Source organism: Inhella sp., assembly GCF_041912635.1.
Lineage (GTDB): Bacteria > Pseudomonadota > Gammaproteobacteria > Burkholderiales > Burkholderiaceae_C > Inhella.
Genome location: NZ_JAYRMO010000013.1, coordinates 44580 through 63525, shown reverse-complemented (window position 1 = coordinate 63525; position 18946 = coordinate 44580). Strand labels below are relative to the sequence as shown.

Sequence of the window (18946 nt, the reverse complement as noted above, 5' to 3'; positions counted from 1 at the left end):
GCGAATGCTATCAGCAAGAAGGATATCTTTGGTTTTTCGTCTATTGAATGAGATCGGTCACCAAGGTGTCATCGATTTTAGTAACCAAGAGCCGTCAGGCTGGCGCATGAAGACATACTTCTGATGTTTTGATGCGCCGCTCTCATCTGAGTTGTATAAAACCCTGAAGGCGATGGCATTTTTCGCCTCCATACGCCAGTCGCTTGTTTTCTGCACAGAAAGGCAGGTGGCTGCTGGGTGATACTTCATTCCAATTTTTGGCGAAATATAGGTATTTCCAGCGCGACCCTCAGGCAGAAGATCCTTCAATCGATCCTTGATCGGCATATCAGAGTCGGAGCAAGCCATCGCCCTTACGACCCGCAGGATCGCGTTCGAAGCGGAAGCTCTGCCCTCATTTAGTGCTGTGCCTTCCAATGGCCGATTAAACTCCTTCGTCAATGCTTCGATTTGAGTGCTCGAAAACTTCGGTAGCCCTCCTGCCAAGAGCGGCTCAAAATCGATCTCGGGGCTCTGTGCGTTTGCGGTGCCGAGAATGGCTATCAGAGCCTGAAAACAAAAAATCCGGACAGAAGACATAGTTCACGCTCCAGCTAAAAAACAAACGCTGTACAAAAGTTGGCATCAGCCATGCCAATGGACCAAATGCCGGCAAGAATTACTGGGTCTTGCTTGCGACGTACTTGGTTGTGTACTTTTCAAGAGCGCTGCGAAGCCATTGCCGCCCGGTGTACACAATCGTTCTGGCACCAAGCAATATAGAGGAGCCGGTCGGCCCGAGTGCACTCCATAAGAATGAAATTTCACTGAGCGAGGATCCTGGGCAATTTGGTTTTGCAGGCAACAAGTGAGCATCAAGCGAATCAGCCGAGTGGATGCACTTGCAAAATGCTCGGCTCAAAGATGCTTGGTCACGAGCAACTGGAAGAACAGAACGAGATACCTGATGGGCCAGAGAACCAGCATGCCCAGCTTGGCAGAGGAAACGTTTTTCAGGGTATTGTACATAGGGTGCCACTCGATCAAACCCCTGAGTACCACACGGTTTAGAAGGAAGCCTAAAGCAAGGTAACCGACGAAGGCTGCGGAACCGGGAAAACTCTTGATGTTGGCTGTAAGGGAGATCAACACGAAAAGCGCGATCAGGCACGCGACATACACGCCAATTGCTTTCCCGACAGTCATTTGGGGCTCGCTGGTTTGAGCTTCGGCATCAGACATTCGGCATCTCCAAGAGTGATGTAGTTTGTGTGGTGGAATTCGGAGCATAGAAGCGATTTCCTGCGCCGACCGTGGCGGAGAACGCGCCCTGTTGCTATCCGTTGGCCGCCTTGGGGAAAGTCCTAGGTTTGACACGCATTCAGTGGCACTTACGAGCACTTTTCCTGGCAAACAGCGCCATGCAATCGCGCACCCTATTTTCGCTCCGACCCCCTCAAAACCCTCTCCCTCTCCCGCTGCCTCAACACATCAATCATCACGTTGAAGGTCCGCCCCAATAAGCCAATCTCATCACTCCGCGTCACCTTCACCTGCGCCGCGTCGTAATCGCCGCGCTTCAGCGCCTCGGCGGCTTCGGTCAGGCGGCGGATGGGGCGGACGATGCTGCGGGCGAAGGCGAGCGCCAGGAGGACGGAGAGCAGGCCGACGGCGCCCAGACCCAGCAGCACCTGGTGGAAGACGCGGCGCAGCGGGGCTTCGAAGCTGTCGTGGGTTTCGGTGACGCCGACCACCCAGTCATGCCCCTCCACCGGGGCGAAGCCGGCCACTTCCTCGGTGTGGGACACGGTGGAGGCGTAGCTGACATGGCCCTCGCGGCGGGCGCCCACCACGGCGCGGGCCAGTTCGGGCATGGCCAGGTGCTCGACGCGGTCGCGGCGGAAGCGTTGGTCGGCCTTGATTTCGGCCTGCTGCGGGGCGGAGAGCGGGGCCAGGCTGCGAAAGCGCAGGGCTTGGTCGCGGTGGTGGATGAGCACGCCGTCGCCATCCACCAGGAAGGGCTCGCGCGTGGGGGTGCGGGCGGCGTCCACCAGGTGGCCGATGGTTTCGGCGCGCAGGCGCAGCACCACGGCGCCCACCACCGGGCCGGCGCGGGAGCGCACGGGCTGGGCCAGGTAGGCGCCGGCGCGGCCGGCCACGGCGCCGATGATGATGCTGGTGGTGTTGGCCTGGCCGGCCATGGCCCGGCGGTAGTAGTCGCGGAAGCCGTAGTTCCCGCCCACCACCTCGGGGGCAGTGGACACCAAGGCCTCGCCCTTGCGGTCCATCAGGGTGATGAGGTGCAGGTCGGGGTTGGTGGCCACCAGGCTGGCCAGGCGGCGCAGCAGCGGGGCGCGGGCCTCTGCCTGGGGGTCTTCGGGGCTGGCTTGCTCCAGCAGGGCCTGGACCTCGCGGTCCTCGGCCACGAAGGCGGCCACGCGCCGGCAGTCCTGCAGCAGCTGGGCCAGGCGGCCGGCGGTGGCGCTGGCCAGTTGCTCCAGGCTGCGTTGCTCGGCTGCGGCCAGCGCGGCCACGCTCTGGCGGTAGTTGTAGAGGCCGCTCAGGCTCATGGGCAGCAGGGCGGCCAGCACCAGGGCGGCGCCCATCTTCCAGGCGAAGGGCCAGGCGGCGGGGTGCCAGAGGGCGCGAGCCGGGCGCAGGCCCGGCCGATCCTTGGGCGCGGCGGTGCCGGCGGCCAGGGCTTCCTGCAGGCCCAGGCTGCCGGAGTGCGCGGCAAACAAGGCCTGGCGGAAGGCGGCCACGGTTTGTGGGCGGTCTTGCGGCTGGAGCTGCAGGCCCCAGTCGATGGCGCGCAGGAACTCGCGGCTCCAGCGTTCGGCGCCGAGTTGCTCGGCGCTCTGGTGGGCCTCTGGCTTGGCCTGGCGCAGCGGGGCTTCGATCGGGCGCTTAGCCGTCACCATCCAGTACAGGGTGGCGGCCAGGGCGTAGAGGTCGGTCCAGGGGCCTTGGCTGAGGCCGCTGTACTGCTCGATGGGGGCGTAGCCGGGGGTCAGCACCTGGGGGGCGTCGGCGACCTCTGCGCCACGCGCCGGGCGGGCGGCGCCGAAGTCCAGCAGCACCAGGCTGCCGTCTTCTTCGCGCACGCACAGGTTGTCGGGCTTGATGTCACGGTGCAGCACGCCGCTGCGGTGCACCAGGTCCAGGCCGTCAAGCAGCGGGGCCAGCAGCAGCAGCAGTTCGGGTTCGTCCAGCGCGGCGCCGCTGCGGGCGGCGCGGCCGCCCAGCAGGCGGCTGCGCGTGGGTTGCTGATGCGGTTCGCGCCACCAGCGCTGCAGGGTCTGGCCGCGCTCGTAGTCCAGCACCATGTAGGCGGTGCGGTTGGCTTCGAAGAAGCGCGCCACGCGCACGATGTGCGGGTGGCGGAAGGTGGCCAGGGTGCGTGCCTCCACCAGGAACTGTTCCAGGCCTTCCAGCAAGGTGGGCAGCCAGGCGGTGGCGCGCGGGCGCACGGTGCTGTCCTGCGCGCGCTGAGCAAACTGGGCCGGCAGGTATTCCTTGATCGCCACCTTGGCATTCAGGTTGACGTCGGTGGCCAGGTAGGTGATGCCGAAGCCACCCTGGCCGAGCAGGGCGTCGATGCGGTATTCGTGCAGGCGGTAGCCGGGGGTCAGGGCCAGGGGCAGCTGCGGCTGCGCGGGCAGGGGCGGTCGTGGTTGGATGGGCTTGGCCGGGCGAATGATCGTGGCGTCGTCGTCGAACACCGGCCGGGAGAGGCGTTGGGTAGCCTGGGTGTCGGTCAGCGGCGGGGGCGCGGCCGGGCGCAGCACGGTGGCGTCGGGGTCCAACGGGGGCGGCGCGGCGCGGGGGCTTTCAGGCATGGGGGGCTGGAAGTTGCGTCGCTACGATAGCTCGCACTCCCTGCGCAGCGCCTTGTCCCACGCCCCGCAAGAACCCTCGCCCTGGCTCAGATGGCTCCGCCGCGCCGCGGTGGCGGCGCTGGTGTGCGCGCTGGGCCTGGCGTTGTGCGGCTGGCTCAGCCTGCTGAAGCTGGAACGCGCGCTGGAAGCCGCTGCGCAGGCCCGCATGGGCGTGCCGGCGGCGGCGCTGCGCGAGGGCCTGCAGGCCACGCTGGCGCTGGGGCTGCCGCTGGAATCGGCCGCCGCGGTGCCGGACCTGCTGGCGCGCGAGCGCCGGGCCGATGCGGCCATCACCGCCTTGCATGTGCTGGATGCCGGCGGGCGCGTGCTGTTCAGCACCGAGGCCCAGCGCCTGGGCCAGGCCTGGCGGGCCGGCGCCGCGCCGGTGCGCACCGAAACCCTGCGCACCGCCTTTGACCTGCCGGTGGGCCAGGTGCTGGTGGTGTACGGCCTGGCGGCGGAACACCAGGCCCTGGCGGGCCTGCGCGCCCAGCTGCTGCAGGTGGGCCTGCTGGCCACGCTGGTGGGCACCTTGCTCAGCCTCGTCTTCAGCCGGCTGCCGCGCCTGCAAACCTGGGCCGTGCCGGCCGGCCTGCTGGCCGCGCTGCTGCTGGCCTATGGCCTGAACCAGCGCGCCGTGCAGGCCACGCTGATGCCGGCGCTGGAGCGCAAGGCCGAGGTGGTGGGGGCTTCGGTGGCGCAGCTGGTGGGCAAGGCCTTGCAGCACGGCATGGCGCTGCCCGAGCTGGTGGGGGTGGCGGACTACCTGGCGGCGCAGCGCGAGCAGCATCCCGAGCTGGCCTGGCTGGGCCTGCGCGATGCCCAGGGCGTGCTGCGTTTCGAAAGCGGCAGCGCCCTGGCGCAGCCGGCGCAGGCGGTGGCCCTTTCGGCCAGCGGGCAGCGCCTGGGCCAGGTGGAGGTGCGTGTGAGCCCCGAGCCGCTGCAGCGCACGCTGCGCGAGCTGCTGCTGGACCTGGCCGTGGTGGGCGTGGTGGCGGCCTTCGTTGTGCGCGAGCTGCAGCGCGCGGCGCTGGCGCGCCAGGCGGTGGGCGATGGCCAGGTGCTGGCGCGCCTGCGCCTGCCGCTGCTGCTCTTCATGCTGGGCGAGGAGTTCACGCGCGCCTTCCTGCCCGGCTTTGCGCGCAGCCTGGGCGAGGGTGCCTCGCACTGGGTGGCGGGCCTGCCCATCGTCGTCTTCATGTTGATGGTGGCGCTGGGCCAGCCCGGCCTGGGCCGCTGGAGCGAGCGCCTGGGCCGGCGGCGCGCGCTGGCCAGCGGCGCGGCGCTGGGTGCGCTGGCCCTGCTGGGCGCGGCGCTGGCGCCCAGCACCGCGGCGCTGCTGCTGTGGCGCGCGCTGGGGGGCCTGGCCTTTGCGCTGGTGTTCGTGGCCGGGCAGGGCCTGGTGGTGGCGCACAGCAGTGCGCCAGAACGCACGCGCGCCTTTGCCGGGTTTGTCAGCGCCATCATGGTGGCGGGCGTGTGCGGGCCGCCGCTGGGCGGCCTGGCGGCCGATTACCTGGGGCCGCGCGGCGCCTTCGCGCTGGCGGCGCTGTGGGCGCTGCTGGCCTGGCTGGCCTGCTTCGGCCTGCCGCGCGAACCGGGGCAGGCGCCGGCCGGTGCGCCGCTCTCGCTCGGTGATCTGGGCCGGCTGCTGCGCCAGGCGGGCTTCCGCGGCATCAGCCTGGCCGCGGCCTTGCCGGCCAAGCTGCTGCTGGCGGGCGGCTGCTTCTACCTGGTGCCGCTGCTGCTGGCGGCGCAGGGCGAAACGGCCGCCGCTGCCGGGCGTGCGCAGATGCTGTACGCGCTCTGCCTGCTGGCCACGCTGCCGCTGGGCACGCGCGCGGCCGAGCGCGGCTGGCCGCTGGGCCGGTTGGTGGGGCTGGGCCTGCTGCTTTCCACCGCGGGCGCGCTGGCCCTGCTGGCGGGCGGTGGCCTGTGGCCGGTGATGGCGGCGATGGCCGTGCTGGGCGCGGGGCAGGGGGTCTCCATCGCCGCGCAGAGCAGCTGGCTGGCCCAGCTCTGCGCGGCCGAGTTGCAGGCCCATGGGCCGGGCGCCGTGTACGGCTTCTACCGCCTGCTGGAGCGCCTGGGCAACGCGCTGGGCCCGCTGGTGGCCGCGGCCCTGGTGGGGCCTTGGGGCCTGGGCGGCGCCTACCTGGGCCTGGCGGCGCTGGTGCTGCTGGCCGGGGCCTGGGTGCTGGCGCGCGCCGGGCGGTGGGAGCGGGCATGAAGGCGCGCGGCCGTCTGTTCTTGCCCCTGCTGCCGGCGCTGGCCCAGGCGGCCAAGCCCTGGCGCATCTGGCTCGTCACCTACCGCGGCTGGACGGATGTGGAGCAGGGCTTCGTCGAGCACTTCAAATCCCGCGGCCTGGCGGCCGAGTTCACGCACCGCGACATCGCCCTCGACCCCGCGCGCCTGCCGGCGGTGGTGGCCGAGATCCGCGCCGCGCGGCCGGACCTGGTGCACTGCTGGGGCTCGCCCGTGACCCTGGGCGTGGCCGGGCCCTGGAAGGGGGCGGACCCGGCGCGCCATCTGGTGGGTGTGCCGATCGTCTTCAGCTTGGTGGCTTCGCCCGTGGGGGCGGGCATCGTGCCCAGCCTGGCCAGTTCGGGCCGCAATCTGACGGGCGTGAGCCACCTGCCGCCGGTGGCGGCGCAGCTGGGCCTGCTGGCCTCCTACCGGCCGGTGCGGCGCCTCGGCGCGCTCTACAGCGCCAACGAACCCAATTCGCGCGCCGTGCTGGACGAGCTGGCCCTGCGGGCAGCCGCGCGCGGCATCGAGCTCATCAGACGCCCGCTTTCCAGCGACGGCGCCGGCAAGCCCCTGGCCGCCAGCGCCCCCGGCCTGCTGGCCGAGCTGCAGCGCGCCGGCGCCGAATGGCTCTACCTGCCGCCCGATTCCTTCCTCACCACCCAGCTCAAGGCCGTGGTGCTGCCGGCGGCCGAGGCCCTGCGCCTGCCCAGCCTGGCCAGCACCGAGCAGCAGGTGGCGGCCGGCGCGCTGCTGGGCCTGGTGAGCCGCTACCGCAGCGTGGGCCAGTTCGCCGCCTACAAGGCCGAGCAGATCCTGCGCGAGGGCCGCGCGCCGGCCAGCCTGCCCATCGAAACCCTGAGCCGCTTTGCGCTGCAGCTGCGCATGCCCCTGGCGCGGCGCCTGAAGCTGCTGCCGCCGCTGAGCCTGGTGCACCACGCGGAGCTGCTGGAGGAAGACCTTGATGCCTGAAGCCGCCCCGGAGCTGCCGCCCGGTTGCCAGCTGCGCCCGGCCCAGGCCGGTGATGTGCCAGCGCTGCACGCGCTGCACGAGGCGGTGCTGGCCGCGCTGCCCGACCCCAGCCTGTTCCGCCTGTTCGGCGGCGCCGAATCCTTCTTTCAGACCCATTGCGGGCAACGGGGCGAAAGCTGGGTGGTGGCGCAGGGCGGCCAGTTGCTGGGCTATGCCGCGCTGACGCTGCCAATGGCCGAGGACGCCGACAACTACGCGCTGAACCTGGGCTGGCCGGCCGAGCGGGCGCGCCGCGTGGGCCTGCTCTCGGCTGCCATGGTTCGGCCGAGACAGCGCCAGCAGGGCTTGCACCGAGCCTTGATCCGGCAGCGGCTGCTGCGGGCGCAGGCCCTGGGCCTGCCCGAGCTGCTGGCGCGGGCGGCGCCGGCCAATGCGCTCTCGCGCCAGGGGCTGATGAGCCAGGGCCTGGCCATCGTCTGGCTGGGCGAGCAGGCCGGTGGCCTGCAACGCCATGTGTACTGGCGCCGCAGCGCCGCGCCGGTGGCCGGGCGGGTGGCCATCTGGCTGGCGGCTGACGACACGGCGGGCCAGCAGGCCGCCCTGGCCCAGGGCTGGCTGGGTCTGCGCAGCGGCGCGGGCCGCATCGGCTACGGCCCGCCAGAGGTCTGCAGCCCTGACTCTTAACGCGACTTCATGGCGCCTTCGAGCGCCTGGGGCGGGTAGGCCAGGCTCAGGGCCCGCCAGACGGCGCCGCTGCGTTCGGCCTCCTGCAGCATCTGGCGCAGCAGGTCGCGGTCGGCCGGGCTGAGCGACTTGTTCGAGAGGTAGAAGCCGGCCTCGCGCCAGGGCAGGTCGTCCAGCGGCTCCACGCGCAGTTGCGGGTCGAGCGGCTTGCCGCCGGGCGGCGCCACGCCGTAGACGTTGGTGGGGCTGAGCACGGCCAGGTCGGCATGGCCTTCCTGCAGCGCGCGCAGCAGGGTGCCGACTTCCGATTCCTGCTGCAGCCGGCCCTGTTCACGCAGCTGCTCCACCAGGCGCTGGTAGGGCGCGCCGAAATCGAAGCCGCGCACCACCACCACGCGCAGCTCCTTGCGGCCCAGCAGTTCGGCCGTGGAGTGCAGTTGCGGCGCGCGGCGTGATTGCAGCGAAACGGCCGCCGGCCGGCTGAGGATCAGGGGCACGAATTCGCCGTAGGCGTCGCGCCGCTCGGAGTGGGTGGCGGGCACGATCAGGTCGGCCGCGCCGGTCTCGAACAGCCGCTCCAGGCGGGCGCGCGGCACGGGCTGGAACACGAAGCGGCAGCCCTGGGTGGCGCCGAGCTGCTGCAGCAGCAGCGGGTAGGCGCCGCTGATCTGGTCGCCGTCGACGACCACGCTCAGCCCCACCGGCCCCACCGGCACCTGGATGGGCCGCGAGCAGCCGGCCTGCACGGCCTGCGGCAGTGCGGTCAGCAGGAGCAGGGCGGGCCAGAGCTTCATGGCGTGGGCGGTTCGGGCAGCGGACGATAGCCGGCTTCCAGCAGGCTGCCGCGGTAGCGCTCGCGCAGCAACTGCCACAGGCGCTGGCGGGCAGGCAGGGCCCCCAGGGCCTGTGACAGCAGCTGCCGGTCCGCTTCGGGCAGGCGCTCCAGCGAAAGGTAGAAGCCGCTGGGGTGCCAATCCAGGTCCTGCAGGGCCTGGGCCTGCAGCTGGTTCTGCAGGCCGCGCAGTTCGGGCATCTGCATCAGCTGGCCCTGCACGATGACGGGGTTCATCAGCGCCGCATCCGCCAGGCCTTCGCGCAGCGCGCGCACCACGCCGCCGGTGTCGGCCTCCACCACGAGCCGGCCCTGGGCGCGCAGTTGCTCCAGCAGCTCAAGGTAGGCGGTGCCGTTGTCCACACCGCGCAGCACCACCACGCGCAGATTGCTGTCCTTCAGCAGGCTGGCGCGGCTTTGCACGGCTGCGGGCAGCGGCCGCAGCGCCACCAGCGTGGGGCGCACCTGCAGCAGGGCCACATGCTGGCCGAAGGGGTCGCGGCGCTCGGTACGCTGGGCCGGCAGCATTACATCGGCGCGGCGCGCCAGGAACAGCATTTCCTGGCGGGCGCGCGGCACGGCTTCGAAGAGGAACTGGCAGCCCCGGGCACGGCCCACCTCCTGCAGCAGCTCGACGAAGGCGCCGCCGATCTGGCCCTGATCCACCGTGACCATCAGGCCGATCGGAGCGACCGGCACCTCCAGCGGGCGCGAACAGCCGGCCTGCGCGCCCAGGCTGGCGCCAAACATCAGGGGGGCAAGCAGGGCGAGCAGGTTCATGGCGGCGTTCTCAGGCACCCATTTGAACGTGACGGCCCGCGGCCGGCGCACCGAAATGGCTAGGGTTTCCATCGGCATGGTGCCGCGGGGCCTGGGGCACAGTGGCGCCGGAGGGGGATGCAATGACCAGCGATGTGGTGCTCTGTGTGGATGATGACCACACCGTGCTGCGCAGCCTGCGCAGCCTGCTGGTGGCGCGGCTGGAGCCGGGCACGCGGGTCGAGATTGCCGAGAGCGGGGCCGAGGCGCTCGAAATCCTGGAGGAGCTGGACGCCGAGGGCCTGGCCTGCAGCGTGCTGCTGTCGGACTTCATCATGCCCGGCATGCGCGGCGACGAGCTGCTGGTGCAGGTGCACCGGCGCTGGCCGCACACGCTGAACGTGATGCTGACCGGGCAGAGCGATCTGGAAGGCGTGAAGCGCTCGATCAACGAGGCGGCGCTGTACCGCTTCATCGAGAAGCCCTTCGACAACGAAGACCTGGTGCTGACGCTGCAGACCGCACGCCACGCCTACCGCCAGGGCCGCGAGCTGGCCCTGCGCAATGCCGAGCTCTTGCGCCTGAACCGCGAGCTGGAAGCCAAGGTGGCCGAGCGCACGGCGCAGCTGGAGACGGCGAACCGGGAGCTGCAGCGGCTCTCCAGCACCGATGCGCTGACCGGCCTGGCCAACCGCCGCCAGCTGGACGAAGCGCTGGAACAGGAATGGCGGCGCTCCGGCCGCGCCGACCATGCGCTGGCGCTGATCCTGCTGGACATCGACCACTTCAAGCGCGTGAACGACGAGCACGGCCACCCGGTGGGGGATCAGGTGCTGACGGAACTCGCGCACCTGCTGCGCCAGGGGGTGCGGGGCACCGATCTGGTGGGGCGCTGGGGCGGCGAGGAGTTCCTGATCCTCTGCCCCGACACCGGCCCGGCCGGCGCACTGGCCCTGGCGGAGAAGCTGCGCGAGAGCATTGCGGCGCATGCCTTTCCGGTCGTGGGCCACAAGACCAGCAGCTTCGGCGTGGCCACCCTGCGGCCCAGCGACGAAGTGCCGGCCCTGCTGGCGCGTGCGGACGCGGCGCTGTACCGCAGCAAGCACGAGGGCCGCAACCGGGTCAGCCATGAGACCTGACGCGCTGGCGCGCCGCACGCTGCTGATGCTGGGCCTGGCCCCGCTGGTCGCGCAGGGTGCCGCCTGCCCGCCCGCCGCCCGGCTCGGGCCCGGCCTGTGCGATGCCAACGGCGACCTGCTGGCCGACGCCCCGGCGGACCCGCGCCAGTGGATCGACCCCAACCCGTTGGTGATGGCCGATGTGCCGACCTCGGACATGAACGCCCGCGCCGCCCGTGCCGAGCCCTTTCGCCAGCACCTGGAGCGCCTGCTGCAGCGTCGCGTGACCTACTTCATCGCGCGGGATTACGCCGACCTCATCACCGCCTTCCACGCCCAGCGCGTGCACCTGCTGAACGTGCACACCGGCTCGGTGGAGCAGGAGGTGGTGTGCGGCGGCTATGTGCCGATCGCGCAGCCGATCGAGCCCGATGGCGAGCTGGCCGGCTACCGCATGGAAATCGTCGTGCCGGCGGACTCGCCGTTGCGCCGCGTGGAAGACCTGAAGGCGCGCACCCTGACCCTGGTGGACGAGCGCTCGGCCAGCGGCTACAAGCTGCCGCGCGCCTTGCTGGAGCGCGAGTTCCAGATGCGCGCCGGGCGCGAGTACCAGGTCAACTTCAGCGGCCGGCATGACAACTCCATCATGGGCGTGGCCAATGGCCTGTACGAGGCCGCGGCCGTGGGCAGCGCCGTGCGCACCGATCTGCTGCGCCAGAAACTGCTGGACCCCGACAGCCTGCGCGTGATCTACACCTCACCCCTGCTGCCGCATTCGCCCTGGGGCGTGAGCCACCGCCTGCGCCCGCAACTGGTGGAGCAATTGCGCAAGGCCCTGGTGGCCTATGACGGCCCGGACCATGTGCTGCAGTCGGGTTCGCGTTTTCGCGCGGCGGACTACCGGCGCGACTGGGGCTTCATGCGCGAGCTCAACCGGAGCGTGGGCGAGCAGCCGAGCTGTCGCTGACCGGCCCCGCCGTGCGCCCGCCCCGCTTCGATCTGCACCCCCTGGGCCTGCGCGCCCAGCTGCTCACCATCCTGTTGCTGATCGCCAGCCTGGCGGCCGTGATCGCCCTGGTGCTGCTGCACGCGCTGGGCCAGGTGGAGACGGCGCTGACGCGCATCACCGGCGTGGACCTGGACCGCTTCGAGCTCTCACAGCGCATGGCCACGCAGGCGCAGAACGTCGTGGCCCAGGTGCCCACGCTGACCCGGGCCGGCTCGGAAGCCGCCATCGACAGCGCCGGCGTGCGGCTGGAACAGGACCTGAACGACCTGACCAAGACCCTGCGGGCGCTGAGCGCGGCCGGCAATGCCGACCCCGAGCTGCGCACCCTGCAGGGCTTTCTGGGCAATCTGCGCAGCAACATTGCGCAGCTGCAGCAGATTGCGCGCCGCCGCCTGGTGCTGGAGCAAAGCCAGGCCAACGCCATGCGGCGCCTGGAGAGCCTGCGCCAGCAGCTCAGCAAGGACGACGGGCCCGCAGCGCCGCTGGCCGTGCTGCGCGCGCGCCAGCGCCTGTTCGAGCTGAGCGTGGCCACGGTGACGGGCGCGCAGCTCAGCGATCCCGTCGAGCTGCAGGCGCTGCTGGTGCGGGTGAACGCCGAAGTGCAGGCCCTGGAACGCAGCCTGCCGAACCAGGGGCTGCCGGCCGGCTTCCTGCCGCGCGCCCGCGAGCTGCTGGGCCTGCTGGGCGCGGCCGAGAACCCGCTGCGCCTGCGCCTGGAACAGGTGCGCCTGTCCTATCTGCAAGAGACCCGGCTGTCCGTCAACGGCTCGCTGTCCGACCGCTTCCTGGCCACCGCCGCCAGCTTCAACCAGAGCACCCAGGCCTCGGTGCGTGCGCTGGGGTCGGACCTCGGCAGCCTGATCCGCCGCCAGCGCGCCGTTTCGGTGTTCGCGTTCGCGGCCATGGCGCTGGGCGTGGTGGGGGTGCTGATCTACGCCAACCTCTTCATCGTGCGGCGCCTGCGTCAGCTGCTCGATGCCATCGAAGCCAGCAAGGCGGCGCCGCACACGCGCCTGCCCGCGCTGGGCCGCAACGAGATCGGCGACCTGGCGCGCGCCCTGCAGGACAACCTGGACCTGCTGGCCGGCCGCGAGGCCGCCACCCTGGCCGCCAAGGAAACCGCCGAGCAGGCGCTGGAGAGCCTGCGTCGCACCCAGAGCCAGCTGCTGCAGTCCGAAAAGATGGCCCTGCTGGGCCAGCTGGTGGCCAGCGTGGCGCACGAGATCAACACCCCGATCGCGGCCGTCAAGAGCAGTGGCAATGCCATGGCCATGGCGCTGGACCAATGGCTGAGCGGCCTGCCCGAGCTGCTGCACCAGTTGGATGCGGCCACCTTGCAGGCCTATCTGGACCTGGTGGGCCAGGTGCGCCAGGCCCGGCCCATGGAAAGCACGCGCGCCGAGCGCCAGCGCGTGCGCGAGCTGGCCGCGTCGCTGGAGGCCGAGGGCGTGGCCAGCAGCCACTGGATGGCCGGGCGCCTGGTGCAGATCAACCCCGCGCTGGAGCTCGGCCCGGTGCTGCCGCTTTGTCGCCACCCGCTGGCCGCCCATGTGCTGGACAGCGCGGCCGCCCTGGCCACCCTGCTCAGCGGCGCGCAGAACATCAACACGGCGGTGGAGCAGGTGGCCAAGATCGTGTTCGCGCTGAAGAGCTATTCCCGCGTCAGCGGCGACGCGCCGCGCGTGCTGGCCGATGTGCGCGAAGGCCTGGAGACCGTGCTGACCCTGTATCACAACCGCATCAAGCGCGGCGTGGAGCTGGTGCGCCACTTCGAGCCGGTGCCGCCGCTGCACTGCTGGCCCGATGAGCTCAACCAGGTCTGGACCAATCTGATCCACAACGCGCTGCAGGCCATGCAGGACCGCGGGCGGCTGGAGCTCGGGCTGGGCCTGCAGGGCGAGCACCTGCTGGTGCGCATCCGCGACAGCGGCCCGGGCATCCCGCCCGAGCTGCACCAGCGCATCTTCGAACCCTTCTTCACCACCAAGGCCAGCGGCGAGGGCAGCGGGCTCGGGCTGGACATCGTGCGCCGCATCGTCGACAAGCATGGCGGCCGCATCGAGGTGGAGAGCCGGCCCGGCGAGGGCGCGGAGTTCCGCGTCTACCTGCCGCTGCGGCCCGAGGCCTGACACCGGCGCGCCGAACCATGTGCCTGGCCGCCTTCGCCCTGACCTGCCACCCGCGCTACCCCTGGGTGCTGGCCGCCAACCGCGACGAGTTCCACGCCCGCCCCAGCGCGCCGCTGGGCTGGTGGGTTGACGCCCCACTGCTGGGTGGGCGCGACCTGCAGGCCGGTGGCAGCTGGCTGGCCCTGCACCGCAGCGGCCGCCTGGCGCTGGTGACCAATGTGCGCGAACCCCAGGTGGCGCCGCCGCCCGCTGCGCGCTCGCGCGGCGAGCTGGTGCTGCAAGCCCTGCAACGGCCGGCCCAGGCGCTGGACGAACTGCGCCAGGCGCCCCGGGCCGGCTTCAACCTGATCTGGGCCGACCTGCCGAGCGGCCAGGCGCAGTGGCTCAGCAACCGCGCCGCGGGCGGGGCGCTGGCGCCGGGGCTGCATGGGCTCTCCAATGCCGCGCTGAACACGCCCTGGCCCAAGCTGCAGCGCCTGCGCGGCCAGCTGGCGCAGGCCTTGCAGACCGAGCCCGAACCGGCGCGCCTGCTGGAGGCCCTGCTGGCCGCGCTGGCCGACCGCCAGCCCGCGCCGGATGCCGAACTGCCCGACACCGGCGTGGGCCTGCTGCGCGAGCGCCAGCTCTCCAGCGCCTTCGTGCACATCGCCGGGCCAGATGGCCAGGGGGTCTACGGCACGCGCTGCAGCACCGTGGTGCTGGCCGAGCGCACGGCCGCGGGCCTGCGCCTGTGGGTGCACGAGCGCCGCTTCGGCGCCCACGCTCAGGTCGAAGGCGACACCGCGCTCGACTTCGTTCTCTGAAACTTCACCGGCCGTTCGGCCTGGATGCGCGCGCGCAGCTGGCCGCAGCCGCCTTCCACGTCCTGGCCGGCCGAGTCGCGCAGCTTGGTCAGGATGCCGCGCTGGTGCAGGCGGCGCAGCAGGGCGCGGCTCTTCTCGGCGGCCGGGCGGCGGAAGGGCAGGCCCTCGACCTGGTTGTAGGGAATCAGGTTCAGCACCCCGAAGCGGCCCTGCAGCAGCTCGACGATGGCGTCCTCTTCCTCGTCGTTCACGCCGTCCAGCAGCGTCCACTGGTACTGCACCGGGTAGCCGCTGGCGCGCGCATAGGCCTCGGCCTGCTCCACCAGCCACTGCGGGCTCAGGCGCGGCGCGCGCGGCAGCAGCTGCTCGCGCAGCTCCGCCCTGGTGGTGTGCAGCGAGAGCGCCAGCGCCGGCTTCACCACGCCTTGCGCCAGGCGCTCGAAGGCGCGCTCGTCGCCCACCGTGCTGAACACCAGGTTCTTGTGGCCGATGCCGCCTTCCTGCCCCAGCACCTGGATGGCCTGCAGCACCGCCTCGAGGTTGTGCGAGGGCTCGCCCATGCCCATGAAGACCACCTTGTTCACCGGGCGCAGCGTGCGCGCCAGGGCCACCTGGGCCAGGATCTCGGCGCTGCCGAGCTGGCGGATCAGGCCGCCGGTGCCCGTCATGCAAAAGCCGCAGCCTACCGCGCAGCCCACCTGGCTGGAGACACACAGGCCCCAGGCCTTGCTGCGCTCGGGCAGCAGCACGGCCTCCACCGACTGGCCGTCGCGCAGGGTCAGCAGCAGGCGCTCGGAGCCATCCGCCGCCGGTTCGCGCGTGTGCAGCTGCACCTGGCCCTGCCACTCGGCCAGCAAGGCGGGCAGGGCTTCGAACAGGGGTTTGGGCAGGAACTGGTCCAGCGGCCGCCGGCCTTGCGTCAGCGGAATGGCCTGCAGCCAGTGGCGCAGCACGCGGGCGCGGTGGAGGGGGCGGGCGCCCAGGGCGTCGAGCGCCTGAACGATGTCGTCGAACTGCATGGGCGGATTGTCGTGGGGCGCCAACCCCCGCCATGAGGGTTCGCCGTGCATGACCACAGTCGGGCGGTGCCCCCTCTGGCAAGCTGGTCCGCCCGCTTCAGGAACCAGACCGATGAAACTTCCCTTCCGCGCCCCGCAGGTCAGCGTGCTCGGCAGCGCTGAACCCGGTTCTCCGGCTTACGAGCGCGCCGCTGAAGCCGGCGCGCTGCTGGCCGCGCTGGGCATCACCGTCGTCAGCGGCTGCGGCAGCCCCGCCACCCGCGTGGCCGCCCAGCGGGCGGTGGAGGCGGGGGGCACCGTGCTCAGCATCGTGCCGCCGGACACCATGCCCGCGCCCGACTGGCCGGCCACGGTGGTGGTGCCCAGCGGCATGGGCGATGCGCGCAACCTGCTGATGGCGCTTTCGGGCGATGCCTGCATCGTCATCGGTGGTCGGGCGGGCACGATTTCCGAGGTCTGCCTGGCCTGGCTGCATCGCCGCCCGCTGCTGCCCCTGGTGGGCTGCGGCGGCTGGTCCGAGCGCCTGCCCGACAACCCGCCGGACGAGCGCGGCAATTCGCCCATCCTGCCCTGGTCCAGCGCCGCGGAGCTGCGCGCGCAGCTGCAGGCGCTGGGCCTGGTGCGGACTTAGGTGGCGACGGGCGCGGCGCCCACCTCGGTCCAGCCAAAGCGCACCAGGTTCCTCGCCTTCGGCCAGCCCAGCGCCGCCTTGTACTGAATCAGCGCCTGGTTGCGCTTGGTGTCGCGGCTCATGCCTTGCGTCTGCAGCTCCATCTGCTCGAAGGCCATGTCGGTGAGCAGCACCTCGGGGCCGACCTGTTGGCGCCAGAGCTGGCGGAACAGCACGTCCTCGAAGCCGTAGTGGCCGGAGAAGTCTTCGTCGTAGCCGCCGGTGCGGAAGAAGCCCTGGCGGCGGATCAGGAAGCTGTTGATGTGCGGTTCCAGCTCCTGGCCCTGGAAGATGCGGCGAAACACATACAGCGTGCGCGGGTTCAGGCGGCCCAGCACGCCCAGCAGGCGGGCCAGGTCGGCCGGGGCCAGCACGTTGTCGACATCGAAGTACAGCAGCCAGGGCGAGTCGGACTGCAAGGCGGCCAGGTTGCGGCAGCCGGGCATGTTCCAGGGGATGTCGTCGTCGACGCGGAAGAGGCGCAGGTTCAGGTCGCCGCGGTCCACCGTCAGCGGCTGATCCGAAAAGTCGTCGACGACGATGAACTCCAGCTCGGCGCGCAACTCGGCCGGCAGCTGGCGCCAGCCGGCCACCTGGCGGTCCACGGCGGCTTGGGCGTTGTAGACATGGGTGATCAGGCTGAGCTGGGTCATGGCGGGGCGGTCCTCAGGCGGCTTCGAGGGCGGCGGCAAAGCGCGTGTAGCCGCGCGCGCGGCAATTGGCCAGCACCTGGGGCTTGACCTCGGCGTTCTTCAACTTGGCCAGCAGGGTGCTCTGGTACTTGAGGAGCACGGATTCGTCCAGGCGCAGCGGCATCACCCAGGGGCCGTGGAAGCCGAAGGTCTCGCGCTCGTCGCCGTATTCCAGCGCAAACTCGCGCGCCACTTCGATGGGTGCGAAGCGCAGGCCACGGCTTTCGAAGTGGGCGCCATAGAGCTTGCAGATCACCACGTCCTCGGCCCCGCCGCCGCCCTCGATCTCGGGGTGGCGGCGCACGCGCACGTCGGCGCATTCCAGTAGCAGCTTCTTGCTGCGGATGCAGAAGCCCCCGTTGCCCACGCGGCGGTTCTCATCGCCCCAGATCCACGGCGCGCCGATGTAGTCGTAGTCCAGGAAGCGGTCCTGCCAGAGCTCGGGCCGGGTGGCGAAGCCGTCCCAGTGGACGATCATGATGTAGTCGGTGCGGATGAAGGGCCACAGGCACTTGAGCACGAACTCGCTGTAGGCGTCGATCGAGGGAAAGCGCTCGATGCGCACGAAGCGCTCGCCGATGTGCAGGGGCTCGGCACCGAAGAACAGGATCTCCTGCACGTCCAGGCACTCGCGGGTGCGCTCCAGCGCGTAGCGGGTCAGGGTGCGGGAGACGGGATCGGTGTCGATGCCGATCAGGGTGATGGGCAGGGTCATGGCGCCGGGGCTTGGGTGGGGGCGGCCAGCTCGCGCAGGCCGTCCCGCAGGGGGATGCGGGCCTGCCAGCCGGGCAGGGGCGGGGCGGCGTGAAGGCTCGGCTGCATCACCTCGCGGAAGCGGTAGGGGCGTGCGCCGAGCTTGGCGTGGAGAGCGCGGCCGGTGACCGCTTGCACGGCCTCGATCAGGTCCACCAGGCGGATCAGTTCGCCGCTGACGGTGAACTGCTCGCGCAGCGGCTCGCTGGCTTGCAGTTGGCGCTCGCCGGCGACTTGCAAGGCGGCGGCCACGTCGCGCACATGGGTCAGGCTGAGCCGCTGCTGGCCGGGCGAGAGCGCCAGCTCGCGGCCGCTGTAGGCGGCGTCGATGAGGGCGCTGACGAGCTTGCCGCGCGGGTCGGCAGGGCCGTAGCTGTCGCCCAGGATCAGCGTGGTGCTGCCGATGCCGAAGGCGTCGCCGTAGTAGTCCAGCGCGTTCTCGAACATCTGCTTGCTGAGCGCGTAGAAGTTCGAGGGACGCGGCGCGGCGCCTTCAAAGTGCACCCAGTGGCTGGAGCAGTTGACGAGCCGGCGCAGCCCGGCCTGGCGCATGGCTTCAAGCAGCTGGCAGCCGAACAGCACATTGGCCTCCAGCACCGGCTGCACATCCTGCGCCTGGTGCTCGGCCACGAAGCGGGTGGCGGTGTGAAAGACCAGATCGGGCTGCAATGTGGCCAACTGCTCGGCCAGCTGCTCGGCCAAGCGGTCGGGCTCGAAGGCCAGCACCTGCGCGAAGTGCTCGGGCCGGGCTGGCGGGCGGCTGCTGCGGCTCAGGCCGATGCATTGGTGCCCGGCACGGCTCAGTTGCGCAGCCAGTTCGGTGGCCACGAAGCCGGAGGCGCCGGTGATCAGGGCCTTCATGCGAAGGGCGAGTCGAAATCCGCCAGCGCGGGGTGACGCTGGTCGCGCTCGGAGAGCAGCGGCTGCGCAATCGGCCAGTCGAAGCCAAAGCTGTCCCAGCGGATGCCGGCGTCATGCGAGGGGTTGTAGGGCTTGGAGACCTGATACGCCATGGTGGCGCCGTCCGACAGGGCTAGGAAGCCATGCGCGATGCCATGCGGCAGATAGACCGCGGTGCTCTGGGTGCCGTCCAACAACACGGTGCGATGTTGCATGTAGGTCGGGGATGAGCGGCGAAGGTCCAAGATGACATCCAGCACCCTGCCCGCTAGGCAATGCACCAACTTGGCAAGATCAGAAGGCGGGGTCTGGAAGTGCATGCCGCGCAGCACGCCTTGATGCGACACGGTATAAAAGGTTTCTCCTTCCAATGGCTCCATGCCTGCAGCCTCGAACGCAAGGCGCTGATAGGTCTTGACGAAGCAACCGCGCTCGTCCTCGAAGCGGTCCAGATGCACCAGCGAACAGCCCGGCAGGCCTAGCGCCTCGGTGCGCATG

The 18946-nt window shown here is 70.7% G+C and carries 18 protein-coding genes; 8 read left to right on the top strand and 10 right to left on the bottom strand.

Translation table 11 applies throughout. The features are described 5' to 3' along the window. Positions 1-57: 57 nt before the first annotated feature. The 3 genes from ACE3QP_RS09540 to ACE3QP_RS09530 all read right to left on the bottom strand — a co-directional run bounded on the left by ACE3QP_RS09540 (position 58) and on the right by ACE3QP_RS09530 (position 3818). Positions 58-579, bottom strand: a complete 522-nt coding sequence (locus tag ACE3QP_RS09540) for a hypothetical protein (RefSeq protein WP_374435559.1) — start codon at positions 577-579, stop codon at positions 58-60. Positions 580-897: 318 nt separating this feature from the next. Continuing rightward, positions 898-1221, bottom strand: coding sequence for a hypothetical protein (locus ACE3QP_RS09535; RefSeq protein WP_374435557.1), 324 nt, complete (start codon positions 1219-1221; stop codon positions 898-900). Positions 1222-1415: 194 nt separating this feature from the next. Continuing rightward, the gene (locus ACE3QP_RS09530; protein WP_374435555.1) at positions 1416-3818 is read right to left on the bottom strand and encodes a cache domain-containing protein; all 2403 of its coding nucleotides are present in this window, start codon (positions 3816-3818) and stop codon (positions 1416-1418) included. 52 nt (positions 3819-3870) lie between these two features. Between ACE3QP_RS09530 and ACE3QP_RS09525 the strand changes: the two genes are divergently transcribed. The 3 genes from ACE3QP_RS09525 to ACE3QP_RS09515 are packed head-to-tail and all read left to right on the top strand — an operon-like array spanning position 3871 to position 7764. After that, entirely contained in the window at positions 3871-6087 is a 2217-nt protein-coding gene (locus ACE3QP_RS09525; RefSeq protein WP_374435553.1) for an MFS transporter, read from the top strand. Further along, positions 6084-7079, top strand: a complete 996-nt coding sequence (locus ACE3QP_RS09520; protein WP_374435552.1) for an ABC transporter substrate-binding protein — start codon at positions 6084-6086, stop codon at positions 7077-7079. Before ACE3QP_RS09525 ends, ACE3QP_RS09520 begins: the two co-directional genes overlap by 4 nt. Then, on the top strand, positions 7072-7764 hold the full coding sequence (locus ACE3QP_RS09515) for an N-acetyltransferase family protein (protein WP_374435550.1): 693 nt from the start codon (positions 7072-7074) through the stop codon (positions 7762-7764). Before ACE3QP_RS09520 ends, ACE3QP_RS09515 begins: the two co-directional genes overlap by 8 nt. Here the strand turns inward: ACE3QP_RS09515 and ACE3QP_RS09510 are convergent. Further along, entirely contained in the window at positions 7761-8558 is a 798-nt protein-coding gene (locus ACE3QP_RS09510) for a substrate-binding periplasmic protein (RefSeq protein ID WP_374435548.1), read from the bottom strand. The two genes, ACE3QP_RS09515 and ACE3QP_RS09510, sit on opposite strands and share 4 nt — an antisense overlap. Then, entirely contained in the window at positions 8555-9376 is an 822-nt protein-coding gene (locus ACE3QP_RS09505) for a substrate-binding periplasmic protein (protein ID WP_374435546.1), read from the bottom strand. Before ACE3QP_RS09505 ends, ACE3QP_RS09510 begins: the two co-directional genes overlap by 4 nt. 122 nt (positions 9377-9498) lie before the next feature. Here ACE3QP_RS09505 and ACE3QP_RS09500 point away from each other — a divergent pair, with 122 nt between their 5' ends. The 4 genes from ACE3QP_RS09500 to ACE3QP_RS09485 are packed head-to-tail and all read left to right on the top strand — an operon-like array spanning position 9499 to position 14414. Then, positions 9499-10494, top strand: a complete 996-nt coding sequence (locus ACE3QP_RS09500) for a diguanylate cyclase (RefSeq protein ID WP_374435544.1) — start codon at positions 9499-9501, stop codon at positions 10492-10494. After that, positions 10484-11440 carry a phosphate/phosphite/phosphonate ABC transporter substrate-binding protein gene (gene phnD, locus ACE3QP_RS09495; protein WP_374435541.1) on the top strand — a complete coding sequence of 319 codons (957 nt, stop codon included), beginning with the start codon at positions 10484-10486 and terminating at the stop codon, positions 11438-11440. The genes ACE3QP_RS09500 and phnD overlap by 11 nt, the downstream gene beginning before the upstream one ends. 11 nt (positions 11441-11451) lie before the next feature. Continuing rightward, the gene (locus tag ACE3QP_RS09490) at positions 11452-13611 is read left to right on the top strand and encodes an ATP-binding protein (RefSeq protein ID WP_374435538.1); all 2160 of its coding nucleotides are present in this window, start codon (positions 11452-11454) and stop codon (positions 13609-13611) included. Positions 13612-13628: 17 nt separating this feature from the next. Beyond that, positions 13629-14414 carry an NRDE family protein gene (locus tag ACE3QP_RS09485; protein ID WP_374435536.1) on the top strand — a complete coding sequence of 262 codons (786 nt, stop codon included), beginning with the start codon at positions 13629-13631 and terminating at the stop codon, positions 14412-14414. On the opposite strand, the gene ACE3QP_RS09480 is transcribed toward ACE3QP_RS09485, so the two are convergent. After that, positions 14375-15433: an RNA methyltransferase gene (locus tag ACE3QP_RS09480; RefSeq protein ID WP_374435534.1), complete on the bottom strand. Its 1059-nt coding sequence runs from the start codon at positions 15431-15433 to the stop codon at positions 14375-14377. The two genes, ACE3QP_RS09485 and ACE3QP_RS09480, sit on opposite strands and share 40 nt — an antisense overlap. Positions 15434-15545: 112 nt before the next feature. On the opposite strand from ACE3QP_RS09480, the gene ACE3QP_RS09475 reads away from it, so the two are divergent. Then, positions 15546-16064: a Rossmann fold nucleotide-binding protein gene (locus tag ACE3QP_RS09475; RefSeq protein ID WP_374435533.1), complete on the top strand. Its 519-nt coding sequence runs from the start codon at positions 15546-15548 to the stop codon at positions 16062-16064. Here ACE3QP_RS09475 and ACE3QP_RS09470 read toward each other — a convergent pair. The 4 genes from ACE3QP_RS09470 to ACE3QP_RS09455 are packed head-to-tail and all read right to left on the bottom strand — an operon-like array spanning position 16061 to position 18945. Continuing rightward, positions 16061-16756 (bottom strand): glycosyltransferase family 2 protein, encoded by a 696-nt coding sequence (locus tag ACE3QP_RS09470; protein WP_374435531.1) that lies wholly within the window; start codon positions 16754-16756, stop codon positions 16061-16063. The genes ACE3QP_RS09475 and ACE3QP_RS09470 overlap by 4 nt on opposite strands. A gap of 13 nt (positions 16757-16769) precedes the next feature. Then, positions 16770-17510 carry a DUF5672 family protein gene (locus ACE3QP_RS09465; RefSeq protein WP_374435529.1) on the bottom strand — a complete coding sequence of 247 codons (741 nt, stop codon included), beginning with the start codon at positions 17508-17510 and terminating at the stop codon, positions 16770-16772. After that, positions 17507-18409: an NAD-dependent epimerase/dehydratase family protein gene (locus tag ACE3QP_RS09460; RefSeq protein WP_374435527.1), complete on the bottom strand. Its 903-nt coding sequence runs from the start codon at positions 18407-18409 to the stop codon at positions 17507-17509. The genes ACE3QP_RS09465 and ACE3QP_RS09460 overlap by 4 nt, the downstream gene beginning before the upstream one ends. Next, the gene (locus ACE3QP_RS09455) at positions 18406-18945 is read right to left on the bottom strand and encodes a dTDP-4-dehydrorhamnose 3,5-epimerase family protein (RefSeq protein ID WP_374435525.1); all 540 of its coding nucleotides are present in this window, start codon (positions 18943-18945) and stop codon (positions 18406-18408) included. Before ACE3QP_RS09455 ends, ACE3QP_RS09460 begins: the two co-directional genes overlap by 4 nt. Position 18946: the final 1 nt, after the last annotated feature.

What these genes read in the sequence shown, in the direction of transcription:
- ACE3QP_RS09540 (WP_374435559.1), bottom strand. Translation starts at nt 579, where the DNA reads ATGTCTTCTGTCCGGATTTTTTGTTTTCAGGCTCTGATAGCCATTCTC.
- ACE3QP_RS09535 (WP_374435557.1), bottom strand. Translation starts at nt 1,221, where the DNA reads ATGTCTGATGCCGAAGCTCAAACCAGCGAGCCCCAAATGACTGTCGGG.
- ACE3QP_RS09530 (WP_374435555.1), bottom strand. Translation starts at nt 3,818, where the DNA reads ATGCCTGAAAGCCCCCGCGCCGCGCCGCCCCCGTTGGACCCCGACGCC.
- ACE3QP_RS09520 (WP_374435552.1), top strand. Translation starts at nt 6,084, where the DNA reads ATGAAGGCGCGCGGCCGTCTGTTCTTGCCCCTGCTGCCGGCGCTGGCC.
- ACE3QP_RS09515 (WP_374435550.1), top strand. Translation starts at nt 7,072, where the DNA reads ATGCCTGAAGCCGCCCCGGAGCTGCCGCCCGGTTGCCAGCTGCGCCCG.
- ACE3QP_RS09510 (WP_374435548.1), bottom strand. Translation starts at nt 8,558, where the DNA reads ATGAAGCTCTGGCCCGCCCTGCTCCTGCTGACCGCACTGCCGCAGGCC.
- ACE3QP_RS09505 (WP_374435546.1), bottom strand. Translation starts at nt 9,376, where the DNA reads ATGAACCTGCTCGCCCTGCTTGCCCCCCTGATGTTTGGCGCCAGCCTG.
- ACE3QP_RS09500 (WP_374435544.1), top strand. Translation starts at nt 9,499, where the DNA reads ATGACCAGCGATGTGGTGCTCTGTGTGGATGATGACCACACCGTGCTG.
- phnD (WP_374435541.1), top strand. Translation starts at nt 10,484, where the DNA reads ATGAGACCTGACGCGCTGGCGCGCCGCACGCTGCTGATGCTGGGCCTG.
- ACE3QP_RS09485 (WP_374435536.1), top strand. Translation starts at nt 13,629, where the DNA reads ATGTGCCTGGCCGCCTTCGCCCTGACCTGCCACCCGCGCTACCCCTGG.
- ACE3QP_RS09480 (WP_374435534.1), bottom strand. Translation starts at nt 15,433, where the DNA reads ATGCAGTTCGACGACATCGTTCAGGCGCTCGACGCCCTGGGCGCCCGC.
- ACE3QP_RS09475 (WP_374435533.1), top strand. Translation starts at nt 15,546, where the DNA reads ATGAAACTTCCCTTCCGCGCCCCGCAGGTCAGCGTGCTCGGCAGCGCT.
- ACE3QP_RS09470 (WP_374435531.1), bottom strand. Translation starts at nt 16,756, where the DNA reads ATGACCCAGCTCAGCCTGATCACCCATGTCTACAACGCCCAAGCCGCC.
- ACE3QP_RS09465 (WP_374435529.1), bottom strand. Translation starts at nt 17,510, where the DNA reads ATGACCCTGCCCATCACCCTGATCGGCATCGACACCGATCCCGTCTCC.
- ACE3QP_RS09460 (WP_374435527.1), bottom strand. Translation starts at nt 18,409, where the DNA reads ATGAAGGCCCTGATCACCGGCGCCTCCGGCTTCGTGGCCACCGAACTG.
- ACE3QP_RS09455 (WP_374435525.1), bottom strand. Translation starts at nt 18,945, where the DNA reads ATGCGCACCGAGGCGCTAGGCCTGCCGGGCTGTTCGCTGGTGCATCTG.